The organism is Enterococcus sp. AZ101 (assembly GCF_050499005.1).
GTDB classification, from domain to species: Bacteria; Bacillota; Bacilli; order Lactobacillales; family Enterococcaceae; genus Enterococcus_L; species Enterococcus_L ureilyticus.
Genome location: NZ_JBMHEZ010000002.1, coordinates 948,149 through 963,248, shown reverse-complemented (window position 1 = coordinate 963,248; position 15,100 = coordinate 948,149). Strand labels below are relative to the sequence as shown.

The 15,100-nt window shown below is 36.1% G+C and carries 13 protein-coding genes; 2 read left to right on the top strand and 11 right to left on the bottom strand.

Going from position 1 to position 15,100, the window contains the following annotated elements:
- Positions 1 to 421: 421 nt before the first annotated feature.
- The 5 genes from IGJ50_RS13865 to IGJ50_RS13845 all read right to left on the bottom strand — a co-directional run bounded on the left by IGJ50_RS13865 (position 422) and on the right by IGJ50_RS13845 (position 5,242).
- Entirely contained in the window at positions 422 to 1,924 is a 1,503-nt protein-coding gene (locus IGJ50_RS13865; protein WP_069638820.1) for a sensor histidine kinase, read from the bottom strand.
- A gap of 11 nt (positions 1,925 to 1,935) precedes the next feature.
- Positions 1,936 to 2,622 carry a response regulator transcription factor gene (locus IGJ50_RS13860; protein WP_010765234.1) on the bottom strand — a complete coding sequence of 229 codons (687 nt, stop codon included), beginning with the start codon at positions 2,620 to 2,622 and terminating at the stop codon, positions 1,936 to 1,938.
- A gap of 148 nt (positions 2,623 to 2,770) precedes the next feature.
- Positions 2,771 to 4,192, bottom strand: a complete 1,422-nt coding sequence (gene gndA / locus IGJ50_RS13855; RefSeq protein WP_069638514.1) for an NADP-dependent phosphogluconate dehydrogenase — start codon at positions 4,190 to 4,192, stop codon at positions 2,771 to 2,773.
- 244 nt (positions 4,193 to 4,436) lie between these two features.
- The gene (rpmF, locus tag IGJ50_RS13850; RefSeq protein WP_010763436.1) at positions 4,437 to 4,616 is read right to left on the bottom strand and encodes a 50S ribosomal protein L32; all 180 of its coding nucleotides are present in this window, start codon (positions 4,614 to 4,616) and stop codon (positions 4,437 to 4,439) included.
- 56 nt (positions 4,617 to 4,672) lie between these two features.
- The gene (locus IGJ50_RS13845) at positions 4,673 to 5,242 is read right to left on the bottom strand and encodes a YceD family protein (protein WP_429950957.1); all 570 of its coding nucleotides are present in this window, start codon (positions 5,240 to 5,242) and stop codon (positions 4,673 to 4,675) included.
- A 156-nt stretch (positions 5,243 to 5,398) separates the two neighbouring features.
- Between IGJ50_RS13845 and IGJ50_RS13840 the strand changes: the two genes are divergently transcribed.
- Complete coding sequence (locus IGJ50_RS13840; RefSeq protein ID WP_429950955.1) at positions 5,399 to 6,178, top strand: ABC transporter ATP-binding protein; 780 nt, start codon at positions 5,399 to 5,401, stop codon at positions 6,176 to 6,178.
- Between the two features lie 152 nt (positions 6,179 to 6,330).
- Here IGJ50_RS13840 and recQ read toward each other — a convergent pair whose 3' ends face one another.
- From recQ to IGJ50_RS13815, 5 genes are all read right to left on the bottom strand, one after another.
- Positions 6,331 to 8,118: a DNA helicase RecQ gene (gene recQ, locus IGJ50_RS13835; RefSeq protein ID WP_429950953.1), complete on the bottom strand. Its 1,788-nt coding sequence runs from the start codon at positions 8,116 to 8,118 to the stop codon at positions 6,331 to 6,333.
- A gap of 257 nt (positions 8,119 to 8,375) precedes the next feature.
- The gene (gene typA, locus IGJ50_RS13830) at positions 8,376 to 10,211 is read right to left on the bottom strand and encodes a translational GTPase TypA (protein WP_069638518.1); all 1,836 of its coding nucleotides are present in this window, start codon (positions 10,209 to 10,211) and stop codon (positions 8,376 to 8,378) included.
- Positions 10,212 to 10,448: 237 nt separating this feature from the next.
- Complete coding sequence (locus tag IGJ50_RS13825; protein ID WP_429950951.1) at positions 10,449 to 11,228, bottom strand: inositol monophosphatase family protein; 780 nt, start codon at positions 11,226 to 11,228, stop codon at positions 10,449 to 10,451.
- Position 11,229: 1 nt separating this feature from the next.
- The gene (locus IGJ50_RS13820; protein ID WP_429950950.1) at positions 11,230 to 11,508 is read right to left on the bottom strand and encodes a UPF0223 family protein; all 279 of its coding nucleotides are present in this window, start codon (positions 11,506 to 11,508) and stop codon (positions 11,230 to 11,232) included.
- 56 nt (positions 11,509 to 11,564) lie between these two features.
- Positions 11,565 to 12,833 (bottom strand): voltage-gated chloride channel family protein, encoded by a 1,269-nt coding sequence (locus tag IGJ50_RS13815; protein ID WP_429950948.1) that lies wholly within the window; start codon positions 12,831 to 12,833, stop codon positions 11,565 to 11,567.
- 259 nt (positions 12,834 to 13,092) lie between these two features.
- On the opposite strand from IGJ50_RS13815, the gene IGJ50_RS13810 reads away from it, so the two are divergent.
- On the top strand, positions 13,093 to 14,460 hold the full coding sequence (locus IGJ50_RS13810; protein ID WP_429950947.1) for an MATE family efflux transporter: 1,368 nt from the start codon (positions 13,093 to 13,095) through the stop codon (positions 14,458 to 14,460).
- Positions 14,461 to 14,510: 50 nt separating this feature from the next.
- Here the strand turns inward: IGJ50_RS13810 and IGJ50_RS13805 are convergent, their stop codons facing one another.
- The gene (locus IGJ50_RS13805; RefSeq protein WP_069638522.1) at positions 14,511 to 15,014 is read right to left on the bottom strand and encodes an HD domain-containing protein; all 504 of its coding nucleotides are present in this window, start codon (positions 15,012 to 15,014) and stop codon (positions 14,511 to 14,513) included.
- Positions 15,015 to 15,100 lie beyond the last annotated feature (86 nt).

The window sequence follows — 15,100 nt, the reverse complement described above, 5'->3', positions numbered from 1 at the left end:
CTTCAAAAGTTTCAAAGTCTTTTCTGCTTGATGTTATCGAATGTTTCGCCGACAACTTCATTAGTTTATCAGGTTTGTTGTTATTTGTCAACAAGTATTTTCCTGATTTCTCAAGATATTTTAGCTGTTTTGAATTAACAACTTTGTTATTCTATCATGATTGCAATACATTCGTCAAGAAGAAAAATAAGATATTTTTTTGTTAGTTCATTTCACCAAAAAACAATCATCAGAACATTTATAAATATAACAATACTTATCATAAAATGCAACTATAAAATAACTAATTTTGATTCTTTTTTTTCATTGCGAACAAATTACTTATACTTCATTTTAGTATTCGTTTTTTCTATATCATTTTTCGCTATAGCAAACAGATTATTCGTTTAAATATCAAAAAAAGAATAGGAGTCTTTTGCTCCTACTCTACTATTTCATTTTTTTCTACTATTGGGATATAAATTCTAAAAATCGTCCCCTGATGAACAACACTTTCAGCATCTATTCTTCCTTTATAGTTTTCTACTAATTGTTTAGCAATCGATAACCCTAAACCATTTCCGCCTTTATTGCGGGCACGTGCTTTATCTACTCGATAAAAACGATTAAAAATTTTATCTAAATCTTCTTCTGGAATTCCTTCACCGAAGTCTTGAATAGCAATTTCAAATTCATTTAATGTTTTTGAAATAGAAATATGAACTTCTTTTCGACTGGTTGAATATTTTACTGCATTATCTAAGATAACGATCAATAGTTGCTCAAAGTGATTGCGATAAATTCCAAGCGTTACTTCATGTAAAAGATCATCATCTAATGTAATAACAAAATCTGGATATAAGATTTTAAAGTTATTAAATACTTGATAAACAACTTGCTTCGCATTTGTTGTATGATTTGAATATTGAACATCTACCTGTTCTGCTCGAGAGAGGTCCAGCATTTCTTGAACAAGGCTCTTCATACGTACAATCTCTTGTAAACTTGCTTCCAAAGATTCATCTAGTACTTCTGGATCTTCTTTCCCCCAGCGATTCAGCAAGTTCAAGTGTCCTTCTATAATCGCAACTGGCGTACGAAGTTCATGAGAAACATCTTCCACAAATTGCTCTTGCTGCTCAATATATCGTCTCATCCGATCCAACATTTCATTAAAGATTTCCGCAAGATCTGCTAACTCATCATTAGAATGAATATTCGGCATATGAATGTCGGACTGCGGATCTTTTCTAATCGTATCCATTGTATCACGTAAAACTTTTAATGGTTTTAAAAAGTATGATGACAAAATAAAGCCTAATATACTACTTAAGATCAATGAAATGACCTCTAAAACAATTAGTGTGAGTAAAAGTCGATTTCTAATTTCATAAAATGATGACAATTCATAAAAGCCTTGTATATATCCGACCTTTTCTCTATTTTCTTTCGAGTAGACCGGTTGAATAATCAAAAAACCTGTCTTATCATCAAGTGTTCTGATTTCAGCATCTTGCTTTTCCTTTTTTATTAGTTGACTTTGTACCCTTTGCGTCTCGAAGATCAACGTTCCTTTTGTATCATAAATGGATAAAAATAAAGCCGGCTGTCCTAATTCAGAAATCATACTATCCATTTCCATCAACGAACCTTCTACAGTAAGTTTTTTACTGTTCAAATCATTTTCGTCCACACTAGGTGATTTCAATTTGTCATAGACATCTGAAACTGTTAAATTCTCTTTTGCATTAGCTAAACGATTACCAACTTCAGCAACGGTTCGTTCTGCATTCTCACGTTCTTTTTCAACAATAAGATTAACGGAGGATTTATATGTAATCACTGCAAAAATTGTGAATACCACAAATATGAAGAAAGAACTTGCAGAGGCCCACTTGATTGTCAAGGAAGGCCCCTTCAGTTCTTTTTGTGCTACTTTTTTCATTTTTATTGTTTTCACGAGCGCATCACATAACCTGTTCCACGAACAGTTTGGATGTAGCTCTCTTCACCTGGAACATCGATTTTATTACGTAAGTAGCGGATATAAACATCAACAACGTTGGTTTCAACTTCTGTCTCATAACCCCAAACTTTATTAAGTAACACATCACGAGCCAACACAACATTTACATTTTCCATTAACGTTAATAATAATTCATATTCACGTTTCGTTAGTTCAATCATCTCAGAATTACGACGAACAACTCGATTTTCTTTCTCAATCGTTAAATCACGATATGTAATAGTTGTTTGTTTCGCTACATTTTTATCCCCTTCGATATCAATTCGACGAAGTAATGCACGCAAACGTGCTAGTAACTCTTCTATTGCAAATGGTTTAACAATATAATCGTCTGCCCCATGATCCAAGCCAGAAACTCGATCGATCACAGAATCACGTGCAGTCATCATAATGATTGGTGTGTTTTTCACTTGACGTACACGTCGACAAACTTCAAGCCCATTCAACTCAGGCAACATCAAATCTAAAAGGATAGCATCCCAATCATTATTTAAAGCCGCTTCCAAACCAGTGCGTCCGTTGTAGTGAACTTCCGTAGTATAGCCCTCATGTTTCAGTTCCAGTTCTACAAAACGCGCTAAGTTTTTTTCATCTTCAATAATTAGAATATTACTCATTGGTTATTTGTCCTTTCTCTTTAAAAGCTATCTTAAAGCTTACCTATTATACCCACTTTCACTCCAAAAAGCTAGTAACAACCTATATTTCACAATAGCAGAGAGAAAACCATGAGAATTTATTTGAATCTCATGGTTTTCCAACATATTATTCTTCGTTATACCAACTATAGTGGTAAGTTCCTTCTTTATCAACACGTTGATATGTGTGGGCGCCAAAGTAATCTCTTTGAGCCTGAATTAGATTTGCTGGCAAACGCTCTGAACGGTATGAATCATAATAAGCAATCGCTGAAGCAAATGTTGGAACTGGAACACCTGCTTGAACAGCAATGGATACAACATCACGGACAGATTGTTGATATTTTTTTGTAATATCAATGAAGTACTCATCTAATAGTAAGTTCTCGATGGTTGGATTTTTATCGTATGCGTCTGTGATTTTTTGTAAGAACTGAGCACGAATGATACAACCTGCACGCCAAATTTTAGCGATTTGACCAAACGGTAAGTCCCACTCATAATCTTCTGAAGCGACACGTAGTTGAGCGAATCCTTGCGCATAACTCATGATTTTACTGAAGTAAAGGGCTTCTCGAATTTTTTCGATCAATTCTTTTTTATCCCCTTGATAGGCTGGTGCTTCAGGTTTCGCTAAAACTTTGCTTGCTTTCACACGTTCATCTTTATACGCAGAAATAAAACGAGCAAATACAGATTCTGTGATCAATGGTAATGGTACACCTAAATCCAAAGCACTTTGACTTGTCCATTTACCTGTTCCTTTATTACCAGCAGCGTCCATAATAACATCAACGATGGGTTTCCCCGTTCCTTCATCATCTTTACGAGTTAAGATATCCGCTGTAATTTCTACAAGATAACTATCAAGTTCGCCATGATTCCATTCTTTGAAAATTTCAGCCATTTCATCAACTGAAACGCCTAGAATATTTTTCATTAAGTCATACGACTCAGCAATTAGTTGCATGTCTCCATATTCGATTCCATTATGCACCATTTTAACATAGTGACCCGCACCATTTGGACCAATATAGGTAACACAAGATTCGCCATCCTCAGCCTTAGCTGAAATTTTCTCTAAAATTGGCGCAACTAATTCATAGGCTTCTTTTTGACCACCAGGCATGATTGAAGGTCCTTTTAATGCGCCTTCTTCACCACCGGAAACACCTGTTCCAATAAAGTTGATGCCTGAGTTAGCTAACTCTTCATTTCTACGAATCGTATCTTTAAAGAAAGTATTCCCACCATCGATCAAGATATCTCCTTTATCTAAATGAGGCAATAACTCTTGAATCGTTGCATCTGTAGCAAAACCAGCTTGAACCATCAGCATAATGCGGCGTGGTTTTTCAATAGAGGCTACAAACTCTTCAATTGTATAAGTCGCTTTAAAATTTTTATTTGGATGTTCTTCAACAACATCCGTTGTTTTTGAACCCGTACGATTGAATAAAGCTACTGTGTACCCTCTGCTTTCGATATTTAAGGCTAAATTTTTTCCCATTACGGCCATTCCGACTACGCCAAATTGTTGTTTTGTCATCTTGTATCCTCCCACTAACTTTGAAAAGAAGTTCATTAGAAATTCCTTATAATCTACATCATTATAACGTAGAATGCTTGATATGAAAACAAAATAGTTCCATTAATTTTATTTATTCTTGTTTATTTGATTGAATTTAGACAATTGCAGATAGTTGTCACTCTAATTAGAGAATCCTAACAAAAAATAAATCCCCTAGGCTCCATGGTTAGCCTAGGGGATTTTAACATTTTCAAAAAATGTTTTATGCTTCTTTAGAGATTACGTCTTTTCCATCGTAATGTCCACATGCTGGACATACGTGATGGCTCTTTCTCATTTCACCACAATTTGAACATGCATTCAAACCTTTGATTGTTAATTTGTAATGAGTACGGCGTTTGCCCTTTTTAGCTTTTGAAGTTCTTCTAGCTGGTACTGCCATTGGTGTTCCACCTCCTTGTAAAGATGTGTGCATAAAATGCACGATATATTCCAATCTTACTGCTTATCTTCCTCTTCAGTCGTTTCACCGAATAATTCAGATAGTTTAGCAAGACGAGGATCCATTGTTTGTTGTGCTTCTATTTGTCTTTTCTGTTCGTATTCTTCTTCTGATAAAACTTCCCAATCATGCCCTTTTGGCATATCTTGATTGGCTTGTTCTTCGTCTGACAGTACTTGGATCGGAATTGACAAAAGAATGTTATCTTCGACTGACTCATCTAAATCAATTGTTGGTTTTTCCAACAAGATGATCTCTTCATCCGCCAAACGTCCATCTTTTTGCTGATACTGTTCAGGAGTCATGAAAACTTCATCAACATCAATCATTAGCTTTAATGGAACAGGTGTTAAGGAACGTGAAGATGGGACTGTTACAATAACATCAATTCTATAATGAAGCAAATACTCTTCTTTACCAACTGTTAAAATCCCTGTTGCTTTTACAGGACTAACATCTAGAATCAGATTATCTCTTTTAATCAAGGACGCTTTTAAATCCAGTGTCTCTGAAAATTCACATGGTTCATCTTTGTATTTGTTTAACTCTAGTAAAGACCATTTCATATTCATCACCTCATAACGTAACAAAAGCAATTATACAAGGCTTTGAAAGCTTTGTCAATGAAATTTTCTTGACAGTGTTTTCTTCTTTCATTTTTTTAAGCCTCACTATTCTATTCTTGTTTATTAATGGTAAAATAAAGCAAAGGAGGAGTTAGTATGAAAGCTTTTGAATTTAATAATGTTTCTTTTATTCGAGATAAAAAAAGCCTGTTAAATAACGTAAGTTGGACAGTAGAATCTTCTGAAAACTGGGCAATTCTTGGATTAAATGGTGCTGGGAAAACATTACTTTTACAATTGATTTGTGGCTATCTTTGGCCATCGAAAGGTCGTTTGGCAGTTTTAGACCAAGTGTTTGGTCAGGCTTCTATTCCAGAGTTGCAAAAACGAATCGGTTGGGTCAGTACTGCTTTACAGTACCGTATGAAAAATTGGGAATCGGCAGAAAAAATTGTTCTTTCAGGAAAATTTGCAAGTATCGGCATCTATCAACACTATACCCAAGAAGAACTAGATCAAGCCAAAGCAATTCTAAAAAATGCTGGCGGCGAATCCTTGATCGGTAAAAAATATGAAGTTTTATCTCAAGGGGAACGTCAATTGGTTTTGATTTCTAGAGCTTTGATGGCGAATCCAGAACTATTAATTTTAGATGAACCTTGCAACGGTTTGGATTTATTTGCTAGAGAAAAATTATTGACTCAAATCCAGCAGATTGCCGAACAAGACAATCACCCAACATTGCTTTATGTTACTCATCATACTGAGGAAATTCTGCCGTGTTTCAATCATTTGATGCTGCTAAAAGAGGGTGAAATTTTCGCGAAAGGAACACAGTCTGAACTTTTTAACGAAGAGACATTTGCAGATTTTTATGCTGAACCAATTCAAATCATCCCATTGAAGGATGGACGTTTTGCCGTTTATCCTAAATAAAGTAATCCTGACAAAAGTACCTTGCTTCGAGAATTTTAGGCTTATTCCAAAGTAACTGCTTTATCACTACCATTTATTCGGATTTAAGGGGCTGGGATATAACTCTTTGAGTTATATCCCAGCCCCTTAAATCCATCTGTATTGAATACCTTCTAAGTAATAGCCTTTTTTTCTTCTTCATTGTATTCAAATTTTTCAATGGCTGCTAAGAATTTTTCACCATACTTATCTAATTTGTTTTGTCCGACACCTTTCACTTGTAATAATTGAATAGAATTTTTCGGAAGTTTTTCACACATTTCCTTTAAAGTACTATCTGAGAAGATCAAGTATGGCGGTACACCTGCTTCTTGAGCTAAGTCCATTCGTAGTTCTCGCAATGTTTCAAAAAGAATATCATTGACAACAACTTTACGAACTCGTTGATCTTCTTTTCTAAATACCGTCTGTTTCCCTAATAACACTTGAACACCCGTGGGCGAAACAGATAACAATGGATATTGTCCATCTGAAGGATTTAAATATCTTTCAGCCGTTAGGTAATCAATCAATTGATTGACTTCCTTTTGTGTGCGATCTTTCATCAAGCCGTAGGTCGGCAAGCGATGGAAATGCCATTGATCAATCTTTTGATCTTTTGAACCTGTTAATACTTTACCAACTAAGCCTTTACCAAATTTTTCTCCCATCCGTTTGACACACGATAAAACTTTCTGAACATCTACTGTGATATCTACCAGTTCCCGCTCATCTAAACAATTAGAACATCGTCCACACTCAGAACCGTTTTCACCAAAATAGCGCAAAATAAATTTTTGTAAACACATTTGGGCACTTGCATATTGTGACATTTCTCTTAATTTCATATATTCTTTTTGCTTGTAATCAATCGTCATTTCTGACTGATCAATAAAAAATTGTTGAATTTGAAGATCTTGAGGTGCATATAGTAAAACAGCATCACTTGGCAGTCCATCTCGTCCCGCACGTCCTGCTTCTTGATAATACGACTCAATATTCCCAGGAATCTGTGCATGGATAACAAATCGAACATTACTTTTATTAATGCCCATGCCAAATGCATTGGTCGCAACCATTACTTGAAGCTTATCGAATAAAAACTCTTCTTGATTATGATTGCGATCCTTCTCATTCATGCCGCCATGATACATACCGACATTGATTTTTTTACTCTGTAATAAATGATAAATCCGCTCAACTTCTTTTCTAGTACTGGCATAAACAATACCAGATTGTCCTTGATTCAACTTTAAATACTCTAGAAGGAAAACATCTCGATTTTGGTCTTTAACAACTTGAAAAGACAAATTCTCCCGAGCAAAACCAGTCTGTACTTGATTTTCTTTTGGGATATGCAACTGTTTCAGGATGTCTTCTGCTACTTGTGGAGTCGCAGTGGCTGTAAGCGCAATAACTGAAGGCTGCTGATGAAAGTGTTCAATAATCTCAGCTAAACGTAAATAACTTGGGCGAAAATCGTGCCCCCATTGAGAAATACAGTGGGCTTCATCAACTGCTAATAAATCAATCGGTACATGTAATAGCAATTGCTGAAAATCAAAAGATTCCAAGCGTTCTGGTGCAATGTACAGTAGCTTTACCTCACGATTAACAGCCATTTGAACACGTTTATTCATTTCTAATTGTGAAATTGTACTATTGATGAATGTAGCTGGAATCCCCATCATATTAAGTGCATCAACCTGATCTTTCATTAAAGAAATCAAAGGAGAAATCACTAAAGTCAGATTTTCTAACAGAAGGGCTGGTAACTGATAACAAATCGACTTACCTCCACCTGTCGGCATGATACCTAAAACATTTTCTTTATGTAAAACATGATTGATAATTTCTTCTTGTCCTTGACGAAATTCATCGTATCCAAATTTTTCTTTTAGTAAACCTTTGATGTCAATCATGAAATTCTCTCCGTTCTTTGTGTATGCTTGTTATTTTAGCATGCGTCATAGGGCAATTCAAGGGAGGATTTTTTCCTGCCCGTGAAACAATTTGATTTATGTGAAACATACAACTCTTTATATTAATAATTAAAAACTCTATTTACCAAGGTTTCTATAATAAGATACGCATTTTTTTAACAGATTCTGCAAAAGTTATCCACATTAAATAAAAAAACTGGCACATAACTCTGTGAGTTACATCCCAGTTTAATTGTTTATTCGGCTACTTTTCTCTTTTTACTTGCTTTTTCACGTTCGTTTTTATTAAGAATTTGCTTTCTTAAACGAATGCTTTCCGGTGTTACTTCACAATATTCATCATCATTCAAGAATTCTAAGGATTCTTCTAATGTAAGGATTTTTGCTTTTTTGATTACTGAAGTTTGATCTTTGTTAGCAGAACGAACGTTAGTCATTTGTTTTGCTCTTGTGATATTTACAGTTAAATCATTATCTCGGTTATTTTCACCGATGATCATGCCTTCATAAACGTCAGTTGTAGGTTCTACAAAGACAGTTCCACGTTCTTCAATACTCATGATACTGTAAGTTGTGGCTTTACCTGTATCGATTGAAACCAACGCACCTTGATGACGTCCGCCGATTGTTCCTTGGATCATTGGTAGATATTGGTCAAAGGTATGGTGCATGATACCATATCCGCGAGTCATTGATAAGAATTCAGTTGTATAACCGATCAAACCACGAGCGGGTGCTAAGAAGATCAAACGGATTTGACCATTACCAGTGTGGATCATATCTTGCATTTCACCTTTGCGCAAGCTTAATGATTCGATCACGCTACCCATATATTCTTCTGGCGTATCAATTTGAACACGTTCAAACGGTTCACATTTTACACCTTCTATCTCACGTTCGATAACTTCAGGACGAGAAACTTGTAATTCGTACCCTTCACGACGCATATTTTCAATCAAGATTGATAAATGTAATTCGCCACGACCAGATACCGTCCAAGAATCCGGACCAATTGGTTCAACCCGTAAGGAGACATCGGTTTGTAATTCAGACATCAAACGCTCTTCGATTTTACGAGAAGTGACATATTTCCCTTCACGACCAGCAAATGGAGAGTTATTTACTAAAAATGTCATTTGTAATGTTGGTTCATCGATGTGCAAAATCGGCAAAGCTTCTTGGTTTGCCACGTCAGCAACAGTTTCACCAACGAAGATATCTTCCATACCGGAAACAGCAATCAAATCGCCTGCTTTTGCTTCATTGATTTCAACACGTTGTAAGCCAAAGAAACCAAAGATTTTCGTGACACGGAAATTCTTCACGCTGCCATCTAATTTCATTAAGGCAACTTGGTCGCCGACTTTCATTGTTCCGCGGAACACACGGCCAATACCAATACGGCCAACGTAATCATTGTAATCTAACAATGATACTTGGAATTGTAATGGTTCGTCTGAGTTATCAACTGGTGCTGGTACATGTTCAATGATTTGATCAAAAATAGGTGCCATTGTTGGTTCTTGATCTTCAGGGTTATCTGAATCACTTGACGTTCCGTTTAATGCTGATGCATAAATAACTGGGAAGTCTAATTGATCATCATCTGCACCTAATTCGATAAATAATTCTAATACTTCATCAACAACGTGCTCAGGACGTGCTGATGGTTTATCAATTTTATTTACAACAACAATCGGTGTTACTTTTTGTTCCAATGCTTTTTTCAGTACGAAACGTGTTTGAGGCATTGTTCCTTCATACGCATCCACAACTAAAACGACACCGTCTACCATTTTCATGATACGCTCAACTTCACCACCGAAATCGGCATGTCCAGGTGTATCTAAAATATTGATACGAGTGCCCTTGTAATCAACTGCTGTATTTTTAGCTAAGATCGTGATTCCACGTTCGCTTTCAATCGCATTTGAATCCATCGCACGTTCTTGTAATTGTGTGTGGCCATCTAAAGTATCTGATTGTTTTAAAAGTTCATCTACTAATGTTGTTTTACCGTGATCGACGTGGGCGATGATTGCCACGTTTCTAATATCTTCTCTGTATTTCAATGTAATTGCTCCTTATCCTTTTGCCTTACGTCACTTGTTCATTAAATCCGACTTTTTATTATAACAAATTTTTTTCATGAAATATAGTCTAAAGCTTTCAAAAGTTGTGAAAACTTCATATTTTATTGCCTTTTTTTGAAAAAATAACATATTTACAGAAAAAAAGCAATGGTTTCTTTTAGCCATTGTTCATTTTATTAGGTAAATTTTAGCTTCCTACACTACTATAAAGAACCACTACTTGCTGTTTTGGATAAAATGTTCTTGAATTTCAGTATATGCTTTTGGCGTGGCTGCTAAAAAATATTCGCGCTTGGAAAATGCTAAGGGTTTTCCTTCTATATTAGAATATCTAAAACCAAACTCATCCATTAAGACTAAGCCTGCGGCGTAGTCCCAAGGACTTAAATTCGAAATATAGCCAATATGATTGCCTTTGAGCATCGCAATTAGTTCTACCCCGGCACAGCCGCTCACTCTAATCCCCATACTGGCGTGACCAATTTCTCCTGCAGAATGAATATTTTTTCCGTACATATAAGCATTCATTCCTAGTAACCCTTCAGATAAAGAAGCATCTTTTGGCCGCACCATCGGTTGATCATTAAGAAAAACACCCCGATTTTTACCGCCCCAATATAACTCCTCTTTCATTACATCATAAATAAAGCCAAGTTGACCGATTCCATCTTCAAAAACAGCTAGCATAATACAAAAATTCTCTTGCTCAAGTACAAAATTCATCGTACCGTCGATTGGGTCAATGATCCAGACCCGGCCATTTAAAGACTCAATCTTGTCAAAGCCTCTTTCTTCTGCTAAAATTCGATCATCTGGATAGTGTTGCTTAATTTTTTTAACAAGAAATGATTGCGTTTCTTCATCGATATTTGTGACTAAATCAGTTCGGCCTGACTTTTGTGAAACTCTAAGTTTCTGCGTTAGGCTTACTTGTATAAATCCAGCGGCTTCTTTAAGCCATTCTTTGATTTCAATAATCATTTTTTCTGAAGTCATTTTAGACAACTCCTAGTTTTAATTTACCTGAGCCTTGTTTTTTGGCTTGCTGAACAGTGCGGTATAGTGAATAACCTGACGCCTTTTCGAACTCATTTCCTAAACGTTTTTCTTCCCCAATACTTTTCACTACCGTTTTAAACTCTTTATGGGTATTTAAAAAACGTACGGTATCGATTCCTGATTCGTATGCTTCTTCAACGGCAGACCACATATCGGTAACGATCACCATTTCATCTGTTGTCCAATCTAAATCCAACGGATACTGATACTCTTTCATGTCTTCACCTCATTTAATTAGTTTATCATAGGTTAAGAATATTGTTCTATAAAACGTTATTCCTTATGTTCTTTTTGCCACTTATTCCAAATCGGTAAAAATAACACCCCTTTTTCTATCTCTACTTTTTGAGCAGAATAAATACCAGCATTTCCCGAGCACATATAGCTGATCAAACAAATCATAAAGAAAAATAAAGCTGCTTCACTACCAAATAATTCGATGCCCATAATGAAGCAGGCAATCGGTGTATTCGTCGCACCAGAAAATACACCAATAAAGCCTAATCCAGCTAAAAACGGAACAGACAGCTGAAGAATCACGGCTAAACTACTTCCCAGCGTTGCACCAATTTCAAATAGAGGCGTTACTTCCCCACCTTGAAAGCCTGCGCCTAATGATAACACCGTAAAAAAAAGTTTTCCAATAAAATCAAACCTATAGCTATCGCCATTAAAGGCATCCTTTAATAGCGACAGGCTTAAGCCTAAATAACGTTGTGTTTGCAAAATAAATACGGCAGCTACTACAACTACTCCACCAATAAAATTACGTAAGACAACATTTTCAAACCAACGCGCATATATTTTCTTAAGCAACACAATTGAACGACTAAAAAGCCAGCCAACTAAACCAAAACAAATGCCAGCCAACAGTAATTTAGCAAATAATGACAGGCTCCAATTTGGGATGGACCCCATATTATAATGTGTATGTGTCACACCAAGTAACTCCGTTACACTATTAGCAAAAAAAGCGGCAAAGAAACTTGGAAAAAGCCCCTCTGATCTTAGTCGACCGACTATAAGCACTTCCAATCCGAAAATCGTACCTGCCAAAGGTGTGCCAAAAACAGAACTAAACCCAGCACTGATTCCACTAATGATCACGATTTCTCGTTCGATTTTGTCTAATCGGAAGAGGCGACCAATTGCATTTGCAACTGTTCCACCCATCTGAACCGCTGTTCCTTCACGACCAACTGAACCACCGAACAAATGTGTCGTGATAGTCCCAAACAAGGTCAACGGAATCAAACGTAATGGAATATTTTCCTGCTCTCCATTGGCCTGCTCGATCACAAGATTATTACCTCGGATTGCGTTCTTCCCATATTTTTTATATAAAAAAGCAAAAACAGCTCCACTAATCGGTAATAAAAAGAGCAACCATGAGTGTTCCAATCTAATTCGTGTCACTGCGTCCAAACTTTTTAGAAAAAAAGCAGAGAGCACTCCCATGACTAATCCAATCAATGAAGTAATCAACAGCCATTTGATCATATAAATGCTGATTTTCACTGGCCTATTTAGTTTACTCTCCATTTAGTCAACTCCTTATAAACATCTCAACTATTCCATAATACCACTTCTCAAAACCATGTTGCTCCATTATATCAATTTTTCCTAAAAGAAACGAGAAATAAAAATAATTCTATCGTAGTAAAGCACTTGCAAAACCCTAATAATGTGCTACTATAAATAGGAAATTTTTATTATAATTGCTCTATTTATTCCATTTGACGTTAAATTTTAGAGAAAATCTGCCTATCGATTATTCTCTCCTAATGAAAGGATGTTTTCATTGAAAGAATTAACACATGGCAATCCCGCAAAATTGATTTTTTTCTTTACGATCCCTTTATTAATCGGCAATATTTTTCAACAATTTTATAATATGGCTGATATGATCATCGTTGGACAAACTTTAGGAAAGGATGCACTAGCAGCTGTTGGTTCTACTGGAAGTATTACCTTTTTAATCATTGGTTTTGCTCAAGGTTTGACGGCTGGTCTTTCGATTCTAACATCCCAACGCTTTGGTGGACAAGATTATCGTGGTGTCAAGAAAAGTTTTGCGACAGGCATTCTCATCAGTGGTGGTGTGACGATTATCTTAACGGCCGTAAGCTTATTATTTGTTCGTCCGATGTTGAAACTTATGCAAACACCACCAGAAATCATTGACGATGCTCAGACGTTTATCTCAATTATCTTTATCGGTATTTTTGCAGCTATGGCTTTTAATCTGTTATCCAATGTCATCCGCGCACTAGGAGATAGTCGGACGCCTTTGTTGTTTTTGATCATTGCAAGTATTATCAATGTTGTACTTGATTTAATTTTGATCATCAACTTTCATATGGGGGTTGCCGGAGCTGGTATTGCGACTGTTACAGCGCAAATCGTATCCAGTCTATTGTGTGTGATATACATTCGCTTAAAGATTCCTAATCTTCAATTGCGTAAAAAAGATTTTTTAATTGATAAAGATGAATTTCGTGTCCATCTTAATATCGCACTGCCCATGGCCTTTCAATCGTCAATTATTGCAATTGGTGCGATTATCTTACAAGCGGCTTTAAATAGTTTGGGAACGGATGTTGTTGCGGCGCAAGCGGCTTCTGGAAAAATTGAACAGTTTGCAACACAACCTATGATGTCCTTTGGGATTGCTATGGCAACTTTTACTGCTCAAAATTATGGGGCAAAAAAATACAAACGAATTCTTCAAGGTGTAAATCAATGTCTTGGGATGAGCATTGGTTTTAGCTTATTAGCCGGAGGAATCGTGATTCTTTTTGGTCAGAATCTGGTTACTCTTTTCGTTAGTGGAAAAGAAACGGAAGTGCTTAATTTGTCTCAAACTTACTTTAATGTGAACGGTAGTATGTACTGGTTATTAGCAATCTTATTTATTTTGCGTTATACCTTGCAAGGTCTTGGTCAAAGTATGATTCCAACACTCGCTGGAATCATGGAATTGATCATGCGTTCATTTGCGGCAATTATTTTGACCGCTTCTTTAGGATTTGTCGGTGCTGCATTGGCTTCACCACTTGCTTGGGCTGGTTCTGTTATCGTTTTATTGGCTTCTTATTTTAAATCAATCAAGCGATTGAAAAAATTAGAGCACGAACAGATAATTGAAACACAACAACTTTCCCATTAACTTAAATACAAAAAAACGACCGATTTTCTTTTTGAAAATCGGTCGTTTTTTTATACAGATTGTTTTCTTGGAAAATATTGACGCCATTTTGCTTTCACCGAATTCGTCATCGGTTCAGATGCTTCTTTAACGGCACAATATTTGTCAACCATTGTCACAATATAGCTTTCTTTGTATTTGGGCGGAGCAATTGTTGCACCCCACATATGTTTAATGATAATATCACGTTCTAAGTCTGAAAGTTCTGTTAGTTTTTCAGCATTTTTCACAGCAATTCTCGGATGCATATACGCATGCGACCCTTCATCGAATTTCGTTGTCCGCCAATCGTAATAGAATAAATCATGTAAAAGCCCAGCACGAGCCGTTGCTCTAGCATCACCATTCCACTTTTTAGCTAACTTATAACTAAAGTAAGAAACGCTGATTGAATGATCTAAACGAGTTGAGTGAACATGCTGTGTATAGTTACCTAAACGCTGTACTTCTTCGGTTTCCAACAAATCTTCCACATAAGACATATATTCTTGATCTTCACGCCATTTTTCAGTCATTAATTCTGGTTCCACCTTTTTAGAGACTTAATGTTTGTTAGTGTTTATTTTGAGAAAAGTCTTTTTTTGAACTTGATGAAAGTATA

Coding starts and splice junctions, on each gene's coding strand:
- IGJ50_RS13865 (WP_069638820.1), bottom strand. CDS start 1,924: ATGAAAAAAGTAGCACAAAAAGAACTGAAGGGGCCTTCCTTGACAATC.
- IGJ50_RS13860 (WP_010765234.1), bottom strand. CDS start 2,622: ATGAGTAATATTCTAATTATTGAAGATGAAAAAAACTTAGCGCGTTTT.
- gndA (WP_069638514.1), bottom strand. CDS start 4,192: ATGACAAAACAACAATTTGGCGTAGTCGGAATGGCCGTAATGGGAAAA.
- rpmF (WP_010763436.1), bottom strand. CDS start 4,616: ATGGCAGTACCAGCTAGAAGAACTTCAAAAGCTAAAAAGGGCAAACGC.
- IGJ50_RS13845 (WP_429950957.1), bottom strand. CDS start 5,242: ATGAAATGGTCTTTACTAGAGTTAAACAAATACAAAGATGAACCATGT.
- IGJ50_RS13840 (WP_429950955.1), top strand. CDS start 5,399: ATGAAAGCTTTTGAATTTAATAATGTTTCTTTTATTCGAGATAAAAAA.
- recQ (WP_429950953.1), bottom strand. CDS start 8,118: ATGATTGACATCAAAGGTTTACTAAAAGAAAAATTTGGATACGATGAA.
- IGJ50_RS13825 (WP_429950951.1), bottom strand. CDS start 11,228: ATGACTTCAGAAAAAATGATTATTGAAATCAAAGAATGGCTTAAAGAA.
- IGJ50_RS13820 (WP_429950950.1), bottom strand. CDS start 11,508: ATGAAAGAGTATCAGTATCCGTTGGATTTAGATTGGACAACAGATGAA.
- IGJ50_RS13815 (WP_429950948.1), bottom strand. CDS start 12,833: ATGGAGAGTAAACTAAATAGGCCAGTGAAAATCAGCATTTATATGATC.
- IGJ50_RS13805 (WP_069638522.1), bottom strand. CDS start 15,014: ATGACTGAAAAATGGCGTGAAGATCAAGAATATATGTCTTATGTGGAA.